Genomic DNA, 18,771 nt, shown 5'->3' with positions numbered 1-18,771 from the left:
CAGTGTCATGCCGATCGACCCGAAACTCGCTCTGGGAGCGGCGCTTCCGAGCCAGGAGTTCGCCTGGTCGCCCTCCGACGTCCAGCTCTACCATCTGGGCCTGGGCGCGGGGGCGCGCTGGACCGACCCGGCCGAACTGCGCTACCTCGACGACCGCGACCCGCGGGTGCTGCCGACCTTCGCCACCGTCGCGCACACGCTGCGGATGACCGAACCGCCGCGGGTGAGCTTCCCGGGCGTGGAGATCGACCTGGCGAAGGTGGTGCACGGCAGTCAGGAGATCGTGGTGCACCGCCCGCTCCCGGCCGAGGGCAAGGCGTCGAGCACGGGGCGGATCAGTGAGATCTGGGACAAGGGCTCGTCGGCGGTGATCGTGCAGGAGACCACGGTCACCGGTTCGGACGGGGCGGCGCTGTGGACCGCGCGGTCGTCGATCTTCGCGCGCGGCGAGGGCGGCTTCGGCGGCGAGCGCGGACCCAGCACGAAATCCGAATTGCCCGATCGCGCACCGGATTTCGATGTCGCCACGCCCACCCTGCCGCAGCAGGCGCTGCTCTACCGCCTGTGCGGGGACCGCAATCCGCTGCACTCGGATCCCGAATTCGCCAGGGGCGCGGGGTTTCCCGATCCGATCCTGCACGGGCTGTGCACCTACGGCATCGTCTGCAAGACGGCCGTGGACACCGTGCTGGGCTCGGACACGAGCCGGGTCACCGGTTTCCGGGCGCGCTTCGCCGGGGTGCTCTACCCCGGCGAGACGATCCGGTCGCGGATGTGGCTCGGCACCGGTGAGGTCATCATCGCGGCCACCGCGCCCGAGCGCGACGACGCGCCGGTGCTCGGGGACGTGCGGCTGACGTTCAGCTCCTGATCCGGCTCAGTGCTCGGGAAATCCCGTCGCGAACAGAACGGCGATGGCGATGGAACTGGCGACGGCGACAACGGGAATCAACCACATGGGCGTAATACTACATGAAGTAGTATTACGCCCTGTCGTCTCAGCCTACCGATCGGTCGACTCCGGGGCCGGTTCGGGGGTCACCCCCCGCACGACGCCCGCGTAGGCGAGGATCACCAGAACCGGCGCGGCCAGCGGTAACCAGGCGAAATGCGCGGGCACCACGCTCGCGGCGACGGCCGCGCCGGTGGCGATCAGCGCCCCGGCGACCGAGGGCAACGTGGTGGGAACCACACCCTTCGGGGCGTGCACGGTCGCGATGTTGAGCAGATACGTCGTGGCGACCACACCGGTGGCGGCGGCGACCGGCGCGCCGGGGTCGGCCCAGGCGAGGGCGCCCAGCGCCACGAACACCGCGCCGACCGCGCAGATCCGCCACCACCAGCCCGCCACCACGAGGGCGGCCGCGGCGAGCGCGGCCCAGGGCAGCGCGACGGCCACGGCCACGGTCAGCAGCAGCCCAGACAGCACGGCGAGGAATCGGGTCATCGCTTCACCCGCACCACACGGCGATGCGCGGGCAGCATCCGCACCACCTGATCGAGCCGGGCGTCCTCGGGCCAGGGCACGATGTCCACCCCGACCGTGCCCATGTCCCGGTACATGGCGGCCCGTTCGAGCTGCCACATCCGGGCCAGCGTGCGATCCAGGCCGTCGCGGAAGGGCGTGCCGCGCAACACGTCCACGACCACCACCACGTGTCCGCGCTTGCGCAGATCGATGAGCGCGAGCGCGAACTGGGTGTCGAGCAGCGTGGAGAAGGCCACCACGATCGCGCCCAGCGGCACCGCGGTGTGCGGGGCCAGCGTGCCCGAGGTGACGATGTGCTCGTCGCCGACGTCGAGCACGGTGTCCACGATCCGGTAGAACTGCCGCCGCCCGATGTCGGGCCGCAGCCAGCGCGGGGCCTGCCCGAGGCACACCACGGCCGTGCGGTCCCCGGCCTGCAGGGCCGACTGCGCGACCTGGGCCGCGCCGCGCACCGACAGTTCCAGCGAATCCGAGGCCGGGCCCGGGGCCTGCAACGAGGTGTCCACCAGCACGACCACGTCGGCGGCCCGGTTGGTGAGCCGCTCGGTCACGAACAGCCGCCCGCGGCGCGCGCTCACCGCCCAGTTCACCGTGCGCAGCTGATCGCCCGGCGCGTAGACGCGGATGTCGGCGTATTCGACGCCGGGCCCGTGCCGCCGGGTCAGGTGGGTGCCGATGCGCTCGGGAAGTTCGGTGCGCGGCAGGCGCATTCGCTGCGGATCGGCGATCGGGTACACGTAGACCTGTCCGGCGGGCAGCGACACCGAGGCCACCGCGAGCCCGGCCGGGCTGAGCGCGGTCACCCGGACCCGGACCGGATAGCGGCCCCAGCGCGCGGTGGACAGGGCCAGCCGCAGCCCGGCCGGGGTGAGGCCGGAGTCCACCGCCTCCTCCACCCGCACCTCGATGCCCTCGATCGGTTCGGGTTTGCAGCGCAGCAGCGCGTGCCCGTCCTCGACGAACGCCGCGACCGGCAGCACCACCTCCTCGGATTCGAAGCAGCGCAGCACGCCCGCGCCGTCGACCTGAATCCTGGTGCGCGCCGACTGCATCGGAGCGCTGGCGAGCACGCCGAGCATGGGCGCGGCGAAGATCAGCAGCTGCCAGCGGCCGAGGATCACCGCCAGGGCGAGCGCGGGCGCGGCCGCCCCGGCCAGCATGAACACCAATGCCGCCGGGCGCCAGCGCAATTCGGCCTCGGCGATCGAGGTGACGTCGCGATGCCTCATGGCACGCTGGCGCGCGGGACCGGTAGGCGGCGCAGCAGTTCCCCGATCACGTCCTCGCCGCGGATGCGGCGCACCCACATCTCCGGGCGCAGCGTGATGCGGTGCGCCACCGCCGGAATCGCCAATGCCTTGACGTCCTCCGGGATGACGTAGTCGCGACCCATGAGCAGCGCGCGGGCGCGGGCCATCTGCACCAGATCCAGTTCCGCGCGCGGGCTCGCGCCGACCTCCACCTGCGGATGGCCGCGGGTGGCGGCGGCGAGCGCCACCACGTAGGTGACCACGTCCGGATGCACGGTCACGTATTCGACGGCCTGGCGCATCTCCAGCAGCCCCTGGGCGTCGACGACCTGACCGACCTGCGGCGGCACCGCGCCGCGCTCGAGGCGGCGGCGGATCATCTGGGTCTCGTCCTCCTCGGACAGATACCCCAGCCGCAACTGCACGGCGAACCGGTCGAGCTGGGCCTCGGGCAGCGGGTAGGTGCCCTCGTACTCGATCGGATTGTCGGTGGCCAGCACGATGAACGGCTGTGGCAGCGGGAAGGTTTCGCCGTCGATGCTGACCTGCCCCTCGGCCATGGCCTCGAGCAGGGCCGCCTGCGTCTTGGGCGGGGTGCGGTTGATCTCGTCGGCCAGCAGCATGTTGGCGAAGACCGGACCGCGCCGGAAATTGAACCGGCCCGAGTTCATGTCGTAGATCGTCGAGCCGATCAGATCCGCGGGCAGCAGGTCCGGGGTGAACTGGACGCGGGTGAACTGGAGGCCCAGCGCCGCGGCGAAGGACCGCGCGATGAGCGTCTTGCCCAGGCCGGGCAGATCCTCGATGAGGACGTGCCCGCCCGCCAGCACCGCGACCATGATCAGTTGCAGCTCTTCGCGTTTGCCGACCACCACGCGGGATATCTCGCGCAGCACCGCCTCGGTGCGTTTGATGGTGACGTCCATGGGAGTCGTCATATTCGAATTCGAAGTCACACTCGTAGCACCTTTTTCACATCGACTGCAGTCGGCGCAGGATCTCGTCGAGGGCCGCCCGGCCGGGCGCCCGCGAAGTCTGGTCGCGCAGCGCGGAATCGGCGGGATCCACCCAGCGCCACAGCTCCGGGCCGAACTGCATGAGTCCGGCGGCCTCGGTCGCCCGGCGATTCTTGGCGATCCGATGGCCGCTGGACAGCTCGAACTCCTTGGCCAGCAGGGGACGCAGATGGCGGTCCCAGTCCGCGCGCGAGCCGTCGGCCCGGTCGGCCAGCATCTGCGCGCGGGCCCGCCACCGGCGCAACATCTCGGCGGGGCCGTTCTCGATCTCGTTGTCGGCCGGATCCTTTCGACTCGCGGCGCGGGCGCCCTCGACCAGCGACCAGGCCAGCAGGCCCAGCGCGACCACCAGCGGCGCCGCCACCAGCAGCGGGATCAGATCCCGTCGCTCGGCGGGGGCCGCCAGCTCGACCAGCGCGATCACCACGATCGCGCCGCCCACGATCATCGAACGCCTCACCGGACCTCTTCTCCCTGCAGATCCCGCAGCACGATCCGCAGCAGCTGCTCGGCGCGCATGCGCTGCCACTCCAGCATGGCGTGCGGGCTGAACCGGGCCTCCTCGAACAGCGCGACCAGTTCGCGGGCCGAGGCGTCGTGCAGCGCACCGCGTTCGAACGCGCGGGCCAGCACCTCGGAGGGGGTGTCGGAGATCAGCGGCGCGACCTCACGGGCCAGGGCCAGGCCGCGTTCCATCGCGACATAGCAGGCGATGATGGCCTCGCGGGCGTCCTGCCCGGAGGCGATCATGGCCGCCAGACCCATCTCGGCCACCTCCGCGAGCGAGACCGGGGGTTCGGCCGCCGCCGGTGCGGGCGCGTCGTCGGGGGCGGCCGGGCGACGGCGGGTGCTCACCGCGACCACCACCAGTCCGACGAAGGCGGTGGCGATCAGGGCGCCCGCGGTCGCGCCGACCAGGACCAGGGTGCGCCCGGTGAGATGCGGTGTGCCCGAGAACGGATGGGGGTCCGGCGGGGTGGTCGGCACGGCCGTGGTCGGGGCGGGGCGCGGCGCGGGGGTCTCCGGGGTGGCGGACCCGCCCGGGGCCAGCAGCCGGATCGACCACGCGATCGCGGCGGACACGGCCAGCACGGCGAGCACCACCAGCAGGGCCAGGCCCATCCGGCGCAGTCGACCGGGGGGGCGTTCGCGGTCCCGATCCCGCTCGGGCAGCGCCAGCGGGAGCCGGTGCTGACTGGTGAGCACGCCCGCGAGCAGGATCACCACCGACACCAGCGACAGCACCGGCATGAGCGCGACGGTCACCGCCGAGGGCGGCGAGACCGCGTGCGGCCCAGCGGTTCCCGGGACGAAGCCGCGCAGGGCGAACACGGCCAGCACCAGCAGCACGATCGAGCCGATCGCGCGCGGTATCGCCGTACCCACCCGACCCACTGGCCTCTCCCAAAGTATTCGCAACTGCCGGAAACAGCCACATCGTTACATGCCGCGCGGTTCGCCAGCAGGAGAATCGGAAACACCAGGTCGATTCCATATACGGTTGTGAATGGGCACAACCGATTCCCCCTACCGGCTTCCATCCGGCACAGAACGCAATTTCGCATTCGCCATTCGAAAGCGACTGTGCGCAATGGTTTTCCGGGCGAAGACCGATCAGTTCGTGGTGAGCACCAGCCCGGAGGTGGGCACCCCGGTCCCGGCGGTGACGACCATGTTGGTCACGTTCTCGACCTGGTTGACCGAGGTGCCGCGCAGCTGCCGCACCGCCTCGGAGATGCCGTTCATGCCGTGGATGTACGCCTCGCCGAGCTGACCGCCGTGGGTGTTGAGCGGCAGCCGCCCGCCCACCTCGATCGCGCCGTCGGCGATGAAGTCCTTGGCGTCGCCACGGCCGCAGAATCCGAGTTCCTCGAGCTGCATCAGCACGAAGGGCGTGAAGTGGTCGTAGAGAATCGCGGCCTGCATGTCGTCGGGCCGCAAACCGCTTTGCGCCCAGAGTTGTTCGCCGACCAGACCCATTTCCGGCAGCCCGGTCAGGGCGTCGCGGTAGTAACTGGTCATCACGTACTGATCCGCGCCCGAGCCCTGCGCGGCGGCGGCGATGACGGCCGGGCGCTGCGGCAGATCCCGCGCCCGTTCGGCGCTCGTGATCACCAGCGCGACGCCGCCGTCGGTCTCCTGACAGCAGTCCAGCAGGTGCAGCGGTTCGGCGATCCAGCGCGAGTTCTGATGATCCTCCAGGGTGATCGGCTTGCCGTAGAAGTGCGCGGCCGGATTGACCGCGGCGTGCTTGCGATCCGCGACCGCCACCCGGCCGAAGTCGGCACTGGTCGCGCCGTAGACGTGCATGTAGCGCCGGGCGACCATGGCCACCTGCGCGGCGGGCGTGCCCAGCCCCTGCGGATAGGCCCAGGCCGCGTCCACGCCCGAGGAGGTCGGCGCGGTGGCCAGTTGCGTGGAGAACTGGCCGAACCGGTGCCCGGACCGCTCGTTGAACGCCCGGTAGGCCACCACCACGTCCGCGATGCCGGTGGCCACGGCCATGGCCGCCTGCTGCACGGTCGCGCAGGCCGCGCCGCCGCCGAACGGGATGTTGCTGAAGAACGTCAGATGCGGGATGCCCACCGCCCGCGCGACCGCGGCCTGGGTGTTGGTGTCCATCGTGAACGTCGTCAGCCCGGTCACGTCCGCGGGCGTCAGCCCCGCGTCGGCGAGCGCGGCCGAGACCGCCTCGGCCGCGAGCCGCAACTCGCTGCGCCCGGAGTCCTTGGAGAAGTCGGTCGCCCCGATGCCGACGATGGCGGCCCTGCCGCTGATCGAATTGCTCACGCCCGCTCCCGAATCGCGATGACGACCTGTGCCCGGATGTGGTCGCCCAGGCTGTCCCGCCCGACCACCTCGATGTGGATCTCGTCGCCCTCGACCGCGGTCACCGTGCCCGACAGCGTGAGGGTGTCACCCGCGTAGAGCGGCACGCCGAGCCGCAGCGCGTTGGACCGCATCACCGCGGCGGGCCCGGCCCAGTCGGTGACGAACCGCTGCACGATGCCCATATCGGTGAGGATGTTGACGAAGATGTCCTTGGAGCCGCGCGCCACCGCCTTGTCGCGATCGTGGTGCACGTCCTGGAAGTCCCTGGTGGCCAGGGCCGTCGAGACGACGAAGGTGGGATCGGCGTGCACGACCGCCTCGGGCAGGGCCGTGCCCACCGCGACGGTGGCCGGATTCAGCGTGGCGGTCATGCGAGCACCTTCCAGTACGGCAGCACGGTGTCGTCGTCGAGTTGCTCGAAGGCCACCTCGACGGGCAGATCCACCCGCACCCGATCGGGTTCGACGCCGCGCAGCTCGCCCAGCATCCGCACGCCCTCCTCGAGTTCGACCAGCGCGACCACGTACGGCAGGCTCCGGCCGGGCACCTTCGGGGCGTGGTGCACGACGTAGCTGAAGACGGTGCCCTTGCCGGAGGCGACCACGTAGTCGACCGGTTCGGCCTTGTCCTGCCACAGCGCCGGAACCGGCGGATGCCGCAGGGTGCCGTCGGGCAGCCGCTGGATGCGCAGTTCGCCGAGTTTCGCTCCGGCCCAGAAGAATTCGGTGTCGAGCGAGACGATCGGGCGGACGCGCTTGCTCGGATCATCCTGCGGCGCGGCGGGTTTCGCGGTGCCGGGCGCGAATTTCAGCATCCGGAAACGCATTTCGGTGACCGCCTCATCACCCACGTACCAGGTCAGCACATAGGTCGCGAACCAGCCCTCGCCGAGCGCGGTACGCTTGGGGCCCACCAGATCCTGCAAGCGGGTGCGCGCCTGCGGGCGCTCGCCCAGCCGCAGGTACCGATGATAGGTCTGCTCGCAGTTGGTGGCGACCACCGAGGTGTACCCGGCGCGGTCGAGCAGGTCGTTGACGGCGTTCATCGGATCGTCGGCGGGCCGCGCGCCGTGCAGGCCGGGCATCGTCCACACCTGGGCCATGGCGGGCGGGGCGACGATGCCGGGATGTCCGGCCGCGCGCGCGGCCTCCTCGTCGACGTAGATCGGATTGCGATCGCCGATCGCCTCGACCCAGTTGTTGATCATGGGCTGGTTCACCGGGTCGCGGGCGAGACGCGGCGCGCTCTCCCCGGCCGCCTCGACGCGCGCGCCCGCGGCGCGAATCTCGTCCGCTGTCAATGCTTCCGGCACGGACACTCCTATCTCGGTACGCGGGGCAGTCGCAGGCCCGCGGTGGCGATCAGCTCGCGCATGACCTCGTTGACGCCGCCGCCGAAGGTCACCACCAGGTTCTGTTTGGTGCGCCGGTCCAACCAGCCGAGCAGCTCGGCCGTGGCCGGATCGGCGTAGTCGCCGTGACGGCCGACGATCTCCTCGGCGAGGCGGCCCGCCTCCTGCAACGCCTCGGTCGAATAGACCTTGGTGGCCGAGGCGTCGGCGATCACGCCCATGGGGTTATCGGCGGCGTGGTCGGCGCTCGCGGCGACCTGCCAGTTCAGCAACTCGTTCTGCCGGACCATGGCGTGCATGCGGCCCAGCGAGCGGCGCACATCGCTCTCGCCGAGCACGCCGCGCCGCTGCGCCCAGTCCCGGACCCGGTCGTAGAGCTGCTCGATCTTGCCGGACGGGCCCAGGCTGACCCGCTCGTGGTTGAGCTGGGTGGTGATCAGCCTCCAACCCCGGTTCTCCTCGCCGACGAGCATGTTCGCGGGCACGCGCACGTTGTCGAAGTAGGTGGCGTTGGTGTGGTGGGCGCCGTCGCAGGTGATGATGGGCGTCCACGAGTAGCCCGGATCCCTGGTGTCCACGATGAGGATCGTGATGCCGCGGTGGCGGGATTCGACCGTGCCGGTGCGGCAGGCCAGCCACACGTAGTCGGCCTCGTGGGCGCCGGTGGTGAACACCTTCTGGCCGTTGACGATCCAATCGCCGTTCGCGTCGCGGACCGCGCTGGTGCGCAGCGCCGCGAGATCGGTTCCGGCCTCCGGTTCGGAGTAGCCGATGGCGAAGTGCACGTCGCCGGACAGGATGGCGGGCAGGAACTTCCGCTTCTGCTCCTCGGTGCCGAACTCTTGCAGGGTCGGCCCGACGGTCATCAGCGTCACCAGCGGCAGCGGCACATCGGCGCGAACCGCCTCGTTGTAGAAGATCTGCTGTTCGACCGGTCCGAAGCCGTGCCCGCCGTACTCCTTGGGCCAGCCCATGCCGAGCCACCCGTCGCCGCCCATCCGCCGCACCACCGCGCGATAGGCGTCGCCGTGCCGGTTGACCGCCATCTCGGCCTCCTCCTCGGGAGTGACGAGATCGGCGAAGTACGAACGCAATTCGTCGCGCAGCCGGCGCTGCTCCGGGGTCAGGTCGATGAACATCGGGCTCCCAAACGGTCCAGCCGGAACGACGCGCCGCCGAGCCAGCGGGCGATGTCCTTGGCCTGTGAGTAGTAGCGATGCAGGGGATGGGTCACGTCGACGCCGATGCCGCCGTGCAGGTGATGACACTTCTGCATGGCCGCGGGCAGGTCGGCGGCGACGGTATAGGCCAGCACGTCCAGATCGTCGTCCACGCGGGCCCGCAACTCCGGGCTCGGATCCGGTTGCGCCAGCGCCCAATTCGCCGACGCCGCCGCGACGTGCAGGGTCCGCGAGGTGACGTAGAGATCGGCGATCTGCTGGGCCACCGCCTGGAATTCGGCCAGCGGTCTGCCGAACTGGTGCCGGGTCCGGACGTGTTCGGCGGTCAGGGTGAGCGCGCCCTTGAGCAGACCGTCGGCCACCGCGCCCAGACACGCCACCGCCGAGCGGTGCAGATCGGCGAGACCCGCGCTCGGCAGCAGATGGTCGGCCGGGATGCGGGCATCCTCGAAACGCACGGAGAATTCCGGCATTCCGGTCGAGGCGGGCGACGGTGTCAGGGTCGTGCCCGGCGTGTCCGCCTCGACCACCGCGATCCCCGAATCGGTCGGCACCAGCAGCCATTTCGCCTGCGCGGCATAGGGCACGGCGACCTTGTGGCCGCGCAACCGCACCCGATCGCCCTCGGTCACCGCGGTCGTCGCGGGCTTGGGGGCGAAGGGCGCGCCGGGCTCGTTCAGGGCCGCGGTGAGCACCGCGCCCTCGGCGACGGCCGGAAAGATCCGCTCCGCCAGCGTGTCCGGCGCGGTGCGCAGCAGCGGCAGCACACCGAGGCCCAGCGTGGCGAGCGCGGGCAGTTCGGCGGCGTCGGTGGCCAGTTCGGTGAGCAGCGCGCTCACCTCGAGCAGTCCCAGGCCGTCGCCGCCGAATCGCTCGGGCAGCGCCACGATCAGCAGGCCGCTGTCCACCAACGCGGGCCACAGCGCCATATCCCGGGCGCTGTCGCGTTCCAGCAGATTCACGACAACCTCGGCGACCGCGTCCTGGCTCTCGTCGTAATCGAAATCCATTCAATCTCCCCGTTGAGGTGTGGATTCAGCCGTGCGTTTCGCGCGGGAGCCCGAGAATCCGTTCACCGGCCACGGTCAAAAGGATCTGCTCGGTGCCCCCTGCGATCGACAAGCAGCGCGTCAGCAAGAATTCTTTCACCACATCCGATTCCCGCGCGCCCACCACACCAGCGAGTTCCACGGCGAATTCGGCGACCGCCTGCCGGTGCCGGACGCCGACCAGTTTGCGCACGCTGCTCTGCGGTCCGGGGTCCACCCCGGCCAGCATGCGCTGGGCCGCTCGGGTTTCCACGAGCAGCCCCGCGACCGCGTCGGCGACCAATCCGCCGAGCCGGTCCGCGATCAATTCCGCGCCCGGTCCGGCGGTCGGAGCCGTTTCGATCAATCGCTCGAGTTCGTCGCCGATTCCGCTTCCGCCCATGGCGACTCGTTCGTTCGACAAAGTGGAGCGCGCGATTTTCCAGCCCGCGCCCAATTCGCCGACCAGACCGTCGTCGGGGACGAACACATCGTCGAGGAAGACCTCCGAGAAACGCGCCTCGCCGGTGATCTGCACCAGCGGCCGCACCTCGATCCCCGGACTGCTCATGTCGACCAGGAAATAGCTGATGCCACGGTGTTTCGGCGCGGCGGCGTCGGTGCGGGCCAAACAGATCGCCCAGTTCGCGACATTGGCCAGCGAGGTCCACACCTTCTGACCGCGCAGCCGCCAGCCGCCCTCGGTCCGGGTGGCCGTCGTGCGCAGCGCCGCGAGATCCGAACCGGCGTCCGGTTCGCTGAACAGCTGGCACCACACCACCGACCCGCGCAGCGTCGGCTCCACGAAGCGTTCGATCTGCTCGGGCGTGCCGTACTGCAACAGGGTGGGCACCGCCCAGTTGCCGATCTGGATGTCCGGCACGGTGATTCCCGCGCGGCGCACCTGTTCGTCGATGAGCGACCGCAGGATCGGGCCCGCGCCCCGCCCGTACGGCGGCGGCCAGTGCGGGGCGAGCAGCCCGGTGTCCACGAGGGCGTCGCGGCGCCGGTCGATCGGCAGCGCGGCGATCCGGGCGAGATCCGCGGCGAGTTCGGCGGCCCCGGCCGGGTCGAGTCCGACCGCGTCCCAGGCGGATTCGCCGACGCCCTCGTCCAGTCCCAATTCCAGTCCGACGGTGCGGCGCATGCCCGCCCGCACGAGTTCGGTCACCCGGGCCCGCCAGCGCGCCGAACCGCCGAGCAGCTGGCGCAGGGCGACCGCCCGGCGCAGATACAGATGGGCGTCGTGCTCCCAGGTGAAGCCGATGCCGCCGAGCACCTGGATGCAGTCCTTGGCGGTCTCCACGGCCGCGTCGAGCGAAACGGCCAGGGCGATGGCGGCGGCCAGCGGCAGTTCGTCGGTGCGCGCGTCCACGGCGGCCGCGGCGTCGGCGGCGACCGCGCGAATCAGCTCGGTGCGGCACAACATCCACGCGCAGATGTGCTTGACGGCCTGGAACTCCCCGATCCGGCGGCCGAACTGCTCGCGCACCTTCGCGTACTCGGTCGCGGTCTCCAGGCACCAGCCCGCGATCCCCGCCAGTTCGGCGGCCACCAGGGCGGCGATGAGATCGGTTGCGTCGTAATCGGTTTCGAACAGTTGCTCGGGGGCGATCCGGACGGCCGCGCAAGTGACCCGGGCCAGGGGGGTGGACGTGTCCAAGGGCGGATGGGATTCGACGGTGAGGCCGTCGGTCCCGGCGGGGAGCAGGGCCCAGCGACCGGAGTCCACCCGGAGCAGCACCGCGGTGCCCGCGGCCGCGCCCAGCACGGTTTCGAAGGTTCCGGTCAACTCGAACGCACCGGACCCCTTGGCGGACACCGCGATCGGATCGCCCAGCGAGATGCCGCACGGAACGTCCTCGGCGAGCGCCCCGTTCGTCACCAGACCGGCGAGCGCGGTCGCCGAGACGGGCCCGCCGACCAGATCGTGCGCGGCCTGTTCGAGGAGCACGGCCAGGTCGGCGACCGAACCCTCGGCGTCCCCGCCCGCCTCGGGCACGGCGACGCGGAAGATGCCCAGCCCCACCAGGCTCGGCCAGTACTCCCGCCAGTGCTCGGGGCCGCCGTGGCGCAGTGTTGCAATCGGCCGGATCGACGCGGCCCATCCGCGCATCGACTCCTGAACCGCTTTATGCTCGTCAGTGGTGGCGATGCTCACACCGCATACCGCCTTTCCGGCGTGACTCCCACACCTAGAACATGTTCTAATATTCCATCCGGGCGGAAGTCAAGAGACGATTCCACCGCGAGCGGCCACGCACCCCAGCCGCGCTACGACGTTTGCAGGAAAGGACTTTCATCGATGGCCAGTCCCTCCCGAGAGCCGGCGGACTCGGGTGCGCCGAACGGAAACCGCGCGCGCACCGCACCGGTCAGCACGCTCAGCGAGGACGAGCTGAGCTCGGCCGCGCAGCGGGAGCGGCGCAAGCGGATCCTCGACGCCACCCTCGCGCTGGCGTCCAAGGGCGGTTACGACGCCGTGCAGATGCGCGCGGTCGCCGAGCGCGCCGATGTCGCCGTGGGCACGCTGTACCGCTACTTCCCGTCCAAGGTGCATCTGCTCGTCTCCGCGCTCGCGCGCGAGTTCGAACAGTTCGAGAGCAAGCGCAAACCGCTGCCCGGGCAATCGCCGCGCGAACGCATGCATCTGCTGCTCACCCAGGTCACCCGGGCCATGCAGCGCGACCCGCTGCTGACCGAGGCGATGACGCGCGCGTTCATGTTCGCCGACGCCTCGGCCGCCGCCGAGGTCGACCGGGTCGGCCGGGTCATGGACCGGTTCTTCGCGCGGGCCATCGAGGACGGCGAACCGACCGACCGGGATCTGGCCATTGCCCGGGTCATCAGCGACGTATGGTTGTCGAACCTGGTGGCGTGGCTCACCCGGCGGGCCTCGGCGACCGACGTCACAGAGCGGCTGGAACTGACCGTCGACCTGCTGCTGGGCGACAAATCCTGAGAAGTTTGCCTACCCTTCCGCGTGGCAAACCAGTCAACGTACGGCAGGATCCCGCAAAATGGGGGACGCGTACGGCGAGGCGTCTGTAAACGTCTCGTATCACTGCGCGTACATGCGAGCAAACCTCACCCAGTAGAGTTTCTCGCGCCCTGCCATTTCTCCTCCGATCACTAGGTTGGATGCGTGAGCGCACAGGATTTGCCACAGGAACTTCGCCGTGCCTTGTCCGCGGTAGCCCGCATGCCGCGGCTACTTGTCGCATCGGACTACGACGGGACGATCGCGCCCATAGTGTCCGACCCGGCGAAGGCCTATCCCCATCGGGAATCGGTGAGCGCGTTACGCGCGCTCGCCGGCCTCACCGCCACCACGGCGGCCGTCATCTCCGGCCGGGCGCTGCGCGATCTCGCGGCGCTGTCCCGGCTTCCGGTCGAGGTCCAGCTGATCGGTAGTCACGGTTCGGAATTCGACGTCGGCTTCGTGCACGCCATCGACAACGACGCCAAACACCTACTGCAGGAAGTGCAGAACTCCCTGAACCGCATCGCCGAGGACAATCCCGGCGCCGCGGTCGAGACCAAACCGGCCAGCGTCGCGCTGCACGTGCGCAACGCCGCGCCCGAGGTCGGCCGACGCGCCCTGCACCAGGCCCGGCAGGGCCCCGCGAGCTGGGTCGGCGTGCAGGTCACCGAGGGCAAGGCCGTCATCGAACTCGCGGTCATCCAGACCGACAAGGGCGACGCGCTCGACATCATCCGGCATCAGGAGGGCGCCTCCGCGGCGGTCTTCTTCGGCGACGACGTGACCGACGAGAAGGCGTTCGCGCGGCTGTCGGGTCCCGATGTCGGCATCAAGGTCGGCGACGGCGAGAGCCTGGCCAAGTACCGGGTGGCCAGCACCGAGGAGGTGGCCAGGGCGCTGGCGTTCCTGCTCGAGGAGCGGCGCACCTGGCTGGCGGGCGCCTCGGCCCCGCGCATCGAGCGGCTGACCATGCTGGCCAGTCCGCGCTCGAAAGGTCTTGTGACACCGGACGGTACGGTCACCTGGTTCTGTCACCCCGAGCCGGATTCGGCCGCGGTGTTCGCGCATCTGCTCGGCGGGCCGGATGCCGGACACTTCACCATCGCGCCGGAACGTCCCGGGCTGCCGCTGTCGCAGCGGTACGTGGACGGCACCATGACCGTCGAAACCCGTTGGTCCAGTTTGCAAGTGCTCGACTACCTGCCGCACGACGTGGCGCCCGAGCGCACCGATCTGACCCGGGTCATCACCGGCGTCGCGCGCGCGGTGGTCACCTTCGCGCCGCGGCCGGAGTTCGGTCAGGTGCCGGTGAGCATCGATCGCGAACCCGCGGGCCTGCGCGTGCACGGCACCAACGATCCGATCGTGCTGCGCTCCCCCGGCGTCGCGTGGGAGATCATCGAGGAGGGCATCCACCAGACCGCGCGTGCTGTGGTCGATCCCTCGCGCGGGCCGATCGTGCTCGAAATGCGTTGCGGCACCTCGGATCTGGCTCCGGCCATGGTCAGCGAGGCGGAGCGGCGGTCCGAGGCCGAACGGTACTGGCGGGACTGGTCGGAGGAGCTGGAGCTGCCGCCGCTCAAGCCGGATCTGATGAAGCGGTCGGCGCTGACGCTGCGCGGGCTGGTGCATCAGCCGTCCGGTTCGATCATGGCCGCGGCCACCACCTCGCTGCCCGAGGACATCGGCGGCGTGCGCAACTGGGACTACCGGTACTGCTGGCTGCGCGACGCCGCGCTCACCGCGCACGCGCTGGTGCGGCTGGGCTCGCTGCACGAGGCCGAGGAGTACCTGGACTGGGTGCACCGGGTGCTGGAGACCCTGGCCGGGCCGGAGCGGTTGCATCCGCTCTACACGCTCTACGGCGAGACGCTGCCGCCCGAGGCCGTCATCGACTCGCTGCCCGGATACGCGGGGTCGCGGCCGGTGCGCGTGGGCAACGCCGCGAACATGCAGGTGCAGCTGGACGTGTTCGGTCCGATCGTGGACCTGATCGCCGAGTTGGCCGCGGCCCGCGAGCGCAAGGGCATCCACGATCCCGCCAAGGCGCTGCCGGATCGGGACTGGGAGTTGGTGCACGCCATGGTTTCCGCGGTGAAGCGGCGCTGGCGCGAACCCGACCACGGCATCTGGGAGATCCGCGGCAACCCGCGCCACCACGTGTACTCCAAGGTGATGGGCTGGCTGACCGTCGACCGCGCGCTGCAACTCGCGCAGCGGTTCAACCGGTTCGCCGATCCGGAGTGGGTCGAGCTGCGCGAGACCATCGCCGAGGAGGTCAAGGCCAAGGGCTGGAACGAGGAGGTGCAGTCCTTCACCGCGGCCTACGACGGCACCGATCTGGACGCGGCGACGCTGCACATCGGGCTGAGCGGGCTGATCGATCCGTCGGATCCGCGGTTCGCGGCGACCGTGGTGGCCACCGAGGCCGAACTGCGCAGCGGGTCGACCGTGTACCGGTACCACCACGACGACGGCCTGCCCGGCGGCGAGGGCGGCTTCCACCTCTGCGCGGCCTGGCTGGTCGAGGCGTATCTGCTGATCGGCAAGCGGTCCGACGCCGAGGCGCTGTTCGCGCAACTGGTCGACGTCGCCGGGCCGACCGGACTGCTCAGCGAGGAGTACGACCCGGTGGCCGAGCGCTCGCTGGGCAATCATCCGCAGGCGTACAGCCATCTCGGTCTGCTGCGCTGCGCCCAGCTGCTCAGCCAGCCGGTGCCCGCACTGGTTCAGTAGCGAATCCGCGTCGAGGGCCCGTGACCACGGTCACGGGCCTTCGTCGTGTCGAGGACCACACGGGAATCGGACAGATCGATGTCACCGGCTATGGACACGTACGCTACATTCAAATGGAAATCGTTTCCGTTAAGTGCTGTGCAGGAGTACCCCCGCGTGAACAGAAGTCTCGTCGTCCGATCATTCGCCGTCGTGCTGGGGGTCGCGGCAGCGGCAGCCCTGACCGCCTGCTCGAGCAGCTCCGAGGGCGCCGGCAAGCACACCGTCGTCGCCTCCACCAGCGCGTGGGGCAGCATCGCCGCCGCCGTCGCCGGGCCGGACATGACGGTCGAGTCGATCATCGATCAGCCCACCCAGGATCCGCACGAGTACCAGACCAGTCCGTCGGACGCGGCCAAGATCCGCGAGGCGGGGCTGGTGATCTTCAACGGCGGGCACTACGACGAGTTCGCGGAGAAGGCCGCCGAGGGTCGCGACAAGCCGACCATCGATGCCTTCGAGCTGCGCGCGGGTGCGGCGAAATCCGATGACAACGAGCACATCTGGTACGACGTGGACACCGTCGACGCGGTGGCGACCCGGATCGCGTCCGAACTCGGCACGATCGACGCCCAGCACGCGCAGGCATACACCGACCGCGCCAACGCCTTTCGCGCCCGGCTGAAGGAGATCTCCGCGATCACCGCCAAGATCGCTGCCGAGCACCCGAAATCGCCTGTGCTACAGACCGAACCGATCGCGCACTACCTGCTGCTGGCCGCCGGGACCGACGACCGCACCCCGCACGCCTTCGCCGAGGCCGTCGAGCAGGGCACCGATCCCGCCCCCGCCGACGTCGCCACGGTCCGGGACCTGTTGAACGGCAAGCAGGTTCGCGCGCTGGTCTACAACAAGCAGACCGAGGACAAGACCACCCGCGACGTCGCCACGGCCGCCACGGCCGCCGGTGTCCCCGTCGTCGAGGTCACCGAGACCCTGCCCGCGGGCAGCGACTACCTGCAATGGCAGATCGGGAACGCCCAGGCGCTGGCCAAGGCGCTGGGCTGACGACGGGAGTGGTGATGTCCGGGAAGGCAGACCTCGGCGAACGTGTTGCGAACGGTGTGACAGGCACTCCGGGCGCCACTCCCGCACTAGCCGAAACCGATTGTCCGTTCGATGCCGCGTGCGCGGGTGAGCTCGCCGAGCCCGCGGTGCGGCTGCGGGGGGCGCGGCTCGCGTTCGGGGAGCGGACGCTGTGGGACGGGCTGGATCTGGATGTGGCGGCCGGGGAGTTCGTCGCGGTGCTGGGGCCCAACGGGTCCGGCAAGACGTCGCTGTTGCGGATGCTCTTGGGGCAGATCGCGCTCAGCGCCGGGAGTGTCGAGATCGCGGGTTCGCCTGCGCGACTGGGGAATCCGCGGGTGGGGTACATTCCGCAGCAGAAGACGATGGACGCCGGGGTGCAGTTGCGCGGGATCGATCTGGTCGGGCTCGGGGTGGACGGACATCGGTGGGGGCCGGGCTGGCGGGGGCGCGGGGAGCGGCGGGCACGGGTCGCCGCGGCCATCGCTCAGGTCGGGGCGCAGGATTTCGCGCGCGCGCCGTTGGACGCGTTGTCGGGTGGGGAGCAGCAGCGGCTGCGGGTGGCGCAGGCGCTGGCGGGGGATCCGAAGGTGTTGCTGTGCGACGAGCCGTTGCTGAGCCTGGATCTGGCGAATCAGCGGCTGGTGTCGCAGCTGGTCGACCGTCGGCGGCGCGACCACGGGACGGCGGTGCTGTTCGTGACGCACGAGATCAATCCGGTGCTGCCGCTGGTGGATCGGGTGCTGTATCTGGTGGACGGGAAGTTCCGGATCGGCACGCCGGACGAGGTGATGACCTCCGAGGTGCTCTCGGAGCTGTACCGGACCCAGGTCGATGTCGTGCGGGTGCGGGGGCGGCTGGTCGTCGTCGGGGCCGAGGAGGGCGCGGCGTGATCGAGAAGTTGTCCGAGGTCTTCACGCGGATGGTCGATCTCCAGGTGACGGCGAATCTGCTCTCCTACGACTTCGTGCGGCAGGCGATCCTGGCCGCGGCGCTGCTCGGATTGCTCGCCGGGGCGATCGGACCGCTGATCGTGAGCCGGCAGATGTCGTTCGCGGTGCACGGGACGAGCGAGCTGTCGCTGACCGGGGCCGCGGCGGCGTTGCTGGCCGGGATCGGGGTCGGGGTCGGGGCCATCGCGGGTTCGGTGGTGGCGGCGGTGTTGTTCGGCGTGCTGGGAGCCCGTGCGCGGCAACGGGATTCGGCGATCGCGGTGGTGCTGTCGTTCGGGTTGGGGTTGTCGGTGCTGTTCCTGTGGCTGGGTCCGAGCCGGGCGGGGTCGAAGTTCTCGCTGCTGACGGGGCAGGTCGTGAGCGTGGGCGACGGCGGGCTGGGGCTGTTGCTGGCGTGCACCGTCGGCGTCCTGGTGGTGCTGGCGTTCGTGTACCGCCCCTTGCTGTTCGCGAGCACCGATCCGGAAGTGGCCGTGGCCCGCGGTGTTCCGGTCCGCGCCCTCTCGGTGGTCTTCGCCGTCCTGCTCGGCATCACCGCCGCCTTCGGCGTCCAGATCGTCGGCGCCCTCCTGGTCCTGTCCCTCCTCATCACCCCCGCCGCGGCCGCCGCCCAACTGACCGCCAGCCCCCTCCGCACCACGCTCCTCGCCATAGCCTTCGCCGAAATCTCCGCGGTCGGCGGCATCCTCCTCTCCCTGGCCCCCGGCGTCCCCGTCTCCACCTTCATCACGGCGATCTCCTTCGCCATCTACGTCATCTGCCGCCTCATAGGCACGAGAACCCGAAACCGCCGCTCCCCCATACCCGTTTGACCCGCAGGCACGACAACCCAGCCGCACCCTTTATTCGGATCCGCACCCGTTTCAGGGCTCTGGAAGGGGTGCGGA

The 18,771-nt window shown here is 70.3% G+C and carries 17 protein-coding genes; 6 read left to right on the top strand and 11 right to left on the bottom strand.

The genetic code is table 11. The features are described 5' to 3' along the window. The first annotated feature begins 7 nt into the window (after nucleotides 1–7). A complete protein-coding gene (locus ACFYTQ_RS29815; protein WP_387368289.1) occupies nucleotides 8–871 on the top strand; it encodes a MaoC/PaaZ C-terminal domain-containing protein in 864 nt (287 codons plus the stop codon). A gap of 132 nt (nucleotides 872–1,003) precedes the next feature. Here ACFYTQ_RS29815 and ACFYTQ_RS29810 read toward each other — a convergent pair whose 3' ends face one another. The 11 genes from ACFYTQ_RS29810 to ACFYTQ_RS29760 form a co-directional block, all read right to left on the bottom strand. Then, nucleotides 1,004–1,447: a hypothetical protein gene (locus tag ACFYTQ_RS29810; RefSeq protein ID WP_387368287.1), complete on the bottom strand. Its 444-nt coding sequence runs from the start codon at nucleotides 1,445–1,447 to the stop codon at nucleotides 1,004–1,006. After that, nucleotides 1,444–2,718, bottom strand: a complete 1,275-nt coding sequence (locus ACFYTQ_RS29805; protein ID WP_387368285.1) for a DUF58 domain-containing protein — start codon at nucleotides 2,716–2,718, stop codon at nucleotides 1,444–1,446. Before ACFYTQ_RS29805 ends, ACFYTQ_RS29810 begins: the two co-directional genes overlap by 4 nt. Beyond that, on the bottom strand, nucleotides 2,715–3,677 hold the full coding sequence (locus ACFYTQ_RS29800) for an AAA family ATPase (RefSeq protein WP_387368284.1): 963 nt from the start codon (nucleotides 3,675–3,677) through the stop codon (nucleotides 2,715–2,717). The genes ACFYTQ_RS29805 and ACFYTQ_RS29800 overlap by 4 nt, the downstream gene beginning before the upstream one ends. A 34-nt stretch (nucleotides 3,678–3,711) precedes the next feature. Next, on the bottom strand, nucleotides 3,712–4,215 hold the full coding sequence (locus ACFYTQ_RS29795; RefSeq protein WP_387368282.1) for a hypothetical protein: 504 nt from the start codon (nucleotides 4,213–4,215) through the stop codon (nucleotides 3,712–3,714). Next, nucleotides 4,212–5,150, bottom strand: a complete 939-nt coding sequence (locus tag ACFYTQ_RS29790) for a DUF4129 domain-containing protein (protein ID WP_387368280.1) — start codon at nucleotides 5,148–5,150, stop codon at nucleotides 4,212–4,214. Before ACFYTQ_RS29790 ends, ACFYTQ_RS29795 begins: the two co-directional genes overlap by 4 nt. Nucleotides 5,151–5,369: 219 nt before the next feature. After that, on the bottom strand, nucleotides 5,370–6,545 hold the full coding sequence (locus ACFYTQ_RS29785; RefSeq protein WP_387368278.1) for a lipid-transfer protein: 1,176 nt from the start codon (nucleotides 6,543–6,545) through the stop codon (nucleotides 5,370–5,372). Continuing rightward, nucleotides 6,542–6,958, bottom strand: a complete 417-nt coding sequence (locus ACFYTQ_RS29780) for a MaoC family dehydratase (protein WP_387368276.1) — start codon at nucleotides 6,956–6,958, stop codon at nucleotides 6,542–6,544. The genes ACFYTQ_RS29785 and ACFYTQ_RS29780 overlap by 4 nt, the downstream gene beginning before the upstream one ends. After that, nucleotides 6,955–7,899: a bifunctional MaoC family dehydratase N-terminal/OB-fold nucleic acid binding domain-containing protein gene (locus ACFYTQ_RS29775; RefSeq protein WP_387368274.1), complete on the bottom strand. Its 945-nt coding sequence runs from the start codon at nucleotides 7,897–7,899 to the stop codon at nucleotides 6,955–6,957. Before ACFYTQ_RS29775 ends, ACFYTQ_RS29780 begins: the two co-directional genes overlap by 4 nt. A gap of 8 nt (nucleotides 7,900–7,907) precedes the next feature. Next, a complete protein-coding gene (locus ACFYTQ_RS29770; protein WP_387368272.1) occupies nucleotides 7,908–9,077 on the bottom strand; it encodes an acyl-CoA dehydrogenase family protein in 1,170 nt (389 codons plus the stop codon). Continuing rightward, nucleotides 9,062–10,129, bottom strand: coding sequence for an acyl-CoA dehydrogenase family protein (locus ACFYTQ_RS29765; RefSeq protein ID WP_387368270.1), 1,068 nt, complete (start codon nucleotides 10,127–10,129; stop codon nucleotides 9,062–9,064). The genes ACFYTQ_RS29770 and ACFYTQ_RS29765 overlap by 16 nt, the downstream gene beginning before the upstream one ends. Nucleotides 10,130–10,154: 25 nt before the next feature. Then, nucleotides 10,155–12,308 (bottom strand): acyl-CoA dehydrogenase family protein, encoded by a 2,154-nt coding sequence (locus ACFYTQ_RS29760; RefSeq protein ID WP_387368268.1) that lies wholly within the window; start codon nucleotides 12,306–12,308, stop codon nucleotides 10,155–10,157. A 144-nt stretch (nucleotides 12,309–12,452) separates the two neighbouring features. Here ACFYTQ_RS29760 and kstR point away from each other — a divergent pair, with 144 nt between their 5' ends. The 5 genes from kstR (at nucleotide 12,453) to ACFYTQ_RS29735 (ending at nucleotide 18,696) form a co-directional block, all read left to right on the top strand. Further along, nucleotides 12,453–13,109, top strand: a complete 657-nt coding sequence (gene kstR / locus ACFYTQ_RS29755; RefSeq protein WP_387368266.1) for a cholesterol catabolism transcriptional regulator KstR — start codon at nucleotides 12,453–12,455, stop codon at nucleotides 13,107–13,109. 183 nt (nucleotides 13,110–13,292) lie between these two features. Continuing rightward, nucleotides 13,293–15,866 carry a trehalose-phosphatase gene (gene otsB, locus ACFYTQ_RS29750; RefSeq protein ID WP_387368264.1) on the top strand — a complete coding sequence of 858 codons (2,574 nt, stop codon included), beginning with the start codon at nucleotides 13,293–13,295 and terminating at the stop codon, nucleotides 15,864–15,866. A gap of 156 nt (nucleotides 15,867–16,022) precedes the next feature. Continuing rightward, nucleotides 16,023–16,913, top strand: a complete 891-nt coding sequence (locus tag ACFYTQ_RS29745; protein ID WP_387368262.1) for a metal ABC transporter solute-binding protein, Zn/Mn family — start codon at nucleotides 16,023–16,025, stop codon at nucleotides 16,911–16,913. A 146-nt stretch (nucleotides 16,914–17,059) separates the two neighbouring features. Further along, nucleotides 17,060–17,824, top strand: a complete 765-nt coding sequence (locus tag ACFYTQ_RS29740) for a metal ABC transporter ATP-binding protein (RefSeq protein ID WP_387368458.1) — start codon at nucleotides 17,060–17,062, stop codon at nucleotides 17,822–17,824. Continuing rightward, nucleotides 17,821–18,696, top strand: a complete 876-nt coding sequence (locus ACFYTQ_RS29735) for a metal ABC transporter permease (protein WP_387368260.1) — start codon at nucleotides 17,821–17,823, stop codon at nucleotides 18,694–18,696. The genes ACFYTQ_RS29740 and ACFYTQ_RS29735 overlap by 4 nt, the downstream gene beginning before the upstream one ends. Nucleotides 18,697–18,771 lie beyond the last annotated feature (75 nt).

Origin of the sequence: Nocardia sp. NPDC004068 (assembly GCF_042874315.1) — a bacterium.
Taxonomy (GTDB): domain Bacteria; phylum Actinomycetota; class Actinomycetes; order Mycobacteriales; family Mycobacteriaceae; genus Nocardia.
The sequence above is the reverse complement of the archived record's forward strand: the minus strand, read 5'-3'. Positions and strand labels throughout refer to the sequence as shown.

Coding starts and splice junctions, on each gene's coding strand:
- ACFYTQ_RS29810 (WP_387368287.1), bottom strand. CDS start 1,447: ATGACCCGATTCCTCGCCGTGCTGTCTGGGCTGCTGCTGACCGTGGCC.
- kstR (WP_387368266.1), top strand. CDS start 12,453: ATGGCCAGTCCCTCCCGAGAGCCGGCGGACTCGGGTGCGCCGAACGGA.
- ACFYTQ_RS29770 (WP_387368272.1), bottom strand. CDS start 9,077: ATGTTCATCGACCTGACCCCGGAGCAGCGCCGGCTGCGCGACGAATTG.
- ACFYTQ_RS29805 (WP_387368285.1), bottom strand. CDS start 2,718: ATGAGGCATCGCGACGTCACCTCGATCGCCGAGGCCGAATTGCGCTGG.
- ACFYTQ_RS29815 (WP_387368289.1), top strand. CDS start 8: ATGCCGATCGACCCGAAACTCGCTCTGGGAGCGGCGCTTCCGAGCCAG.
- ACFYTQ_RS29765 (WP_387368270.1), bottom strand. CDS start 10,129: ATGGATTTCGATTACGACGAGAGCCAGGACGCGGTCGCCGAGGTTGTC.
- ACFYTQ_RS29800 (WP_387368284.1), bottom strand. CDS start 3,677: ATGACGACTCCCATGGACGTCACCATCAAACGCACCGAGGCGGTGCTG.
- ACFYTQ_RS29780 (WP_387368276.1), bottom strand. CDS start 6,958: ATGACCGCCACGCTGAATCCGGCCACCGTCGCGGTGGGCACGGCCCTG.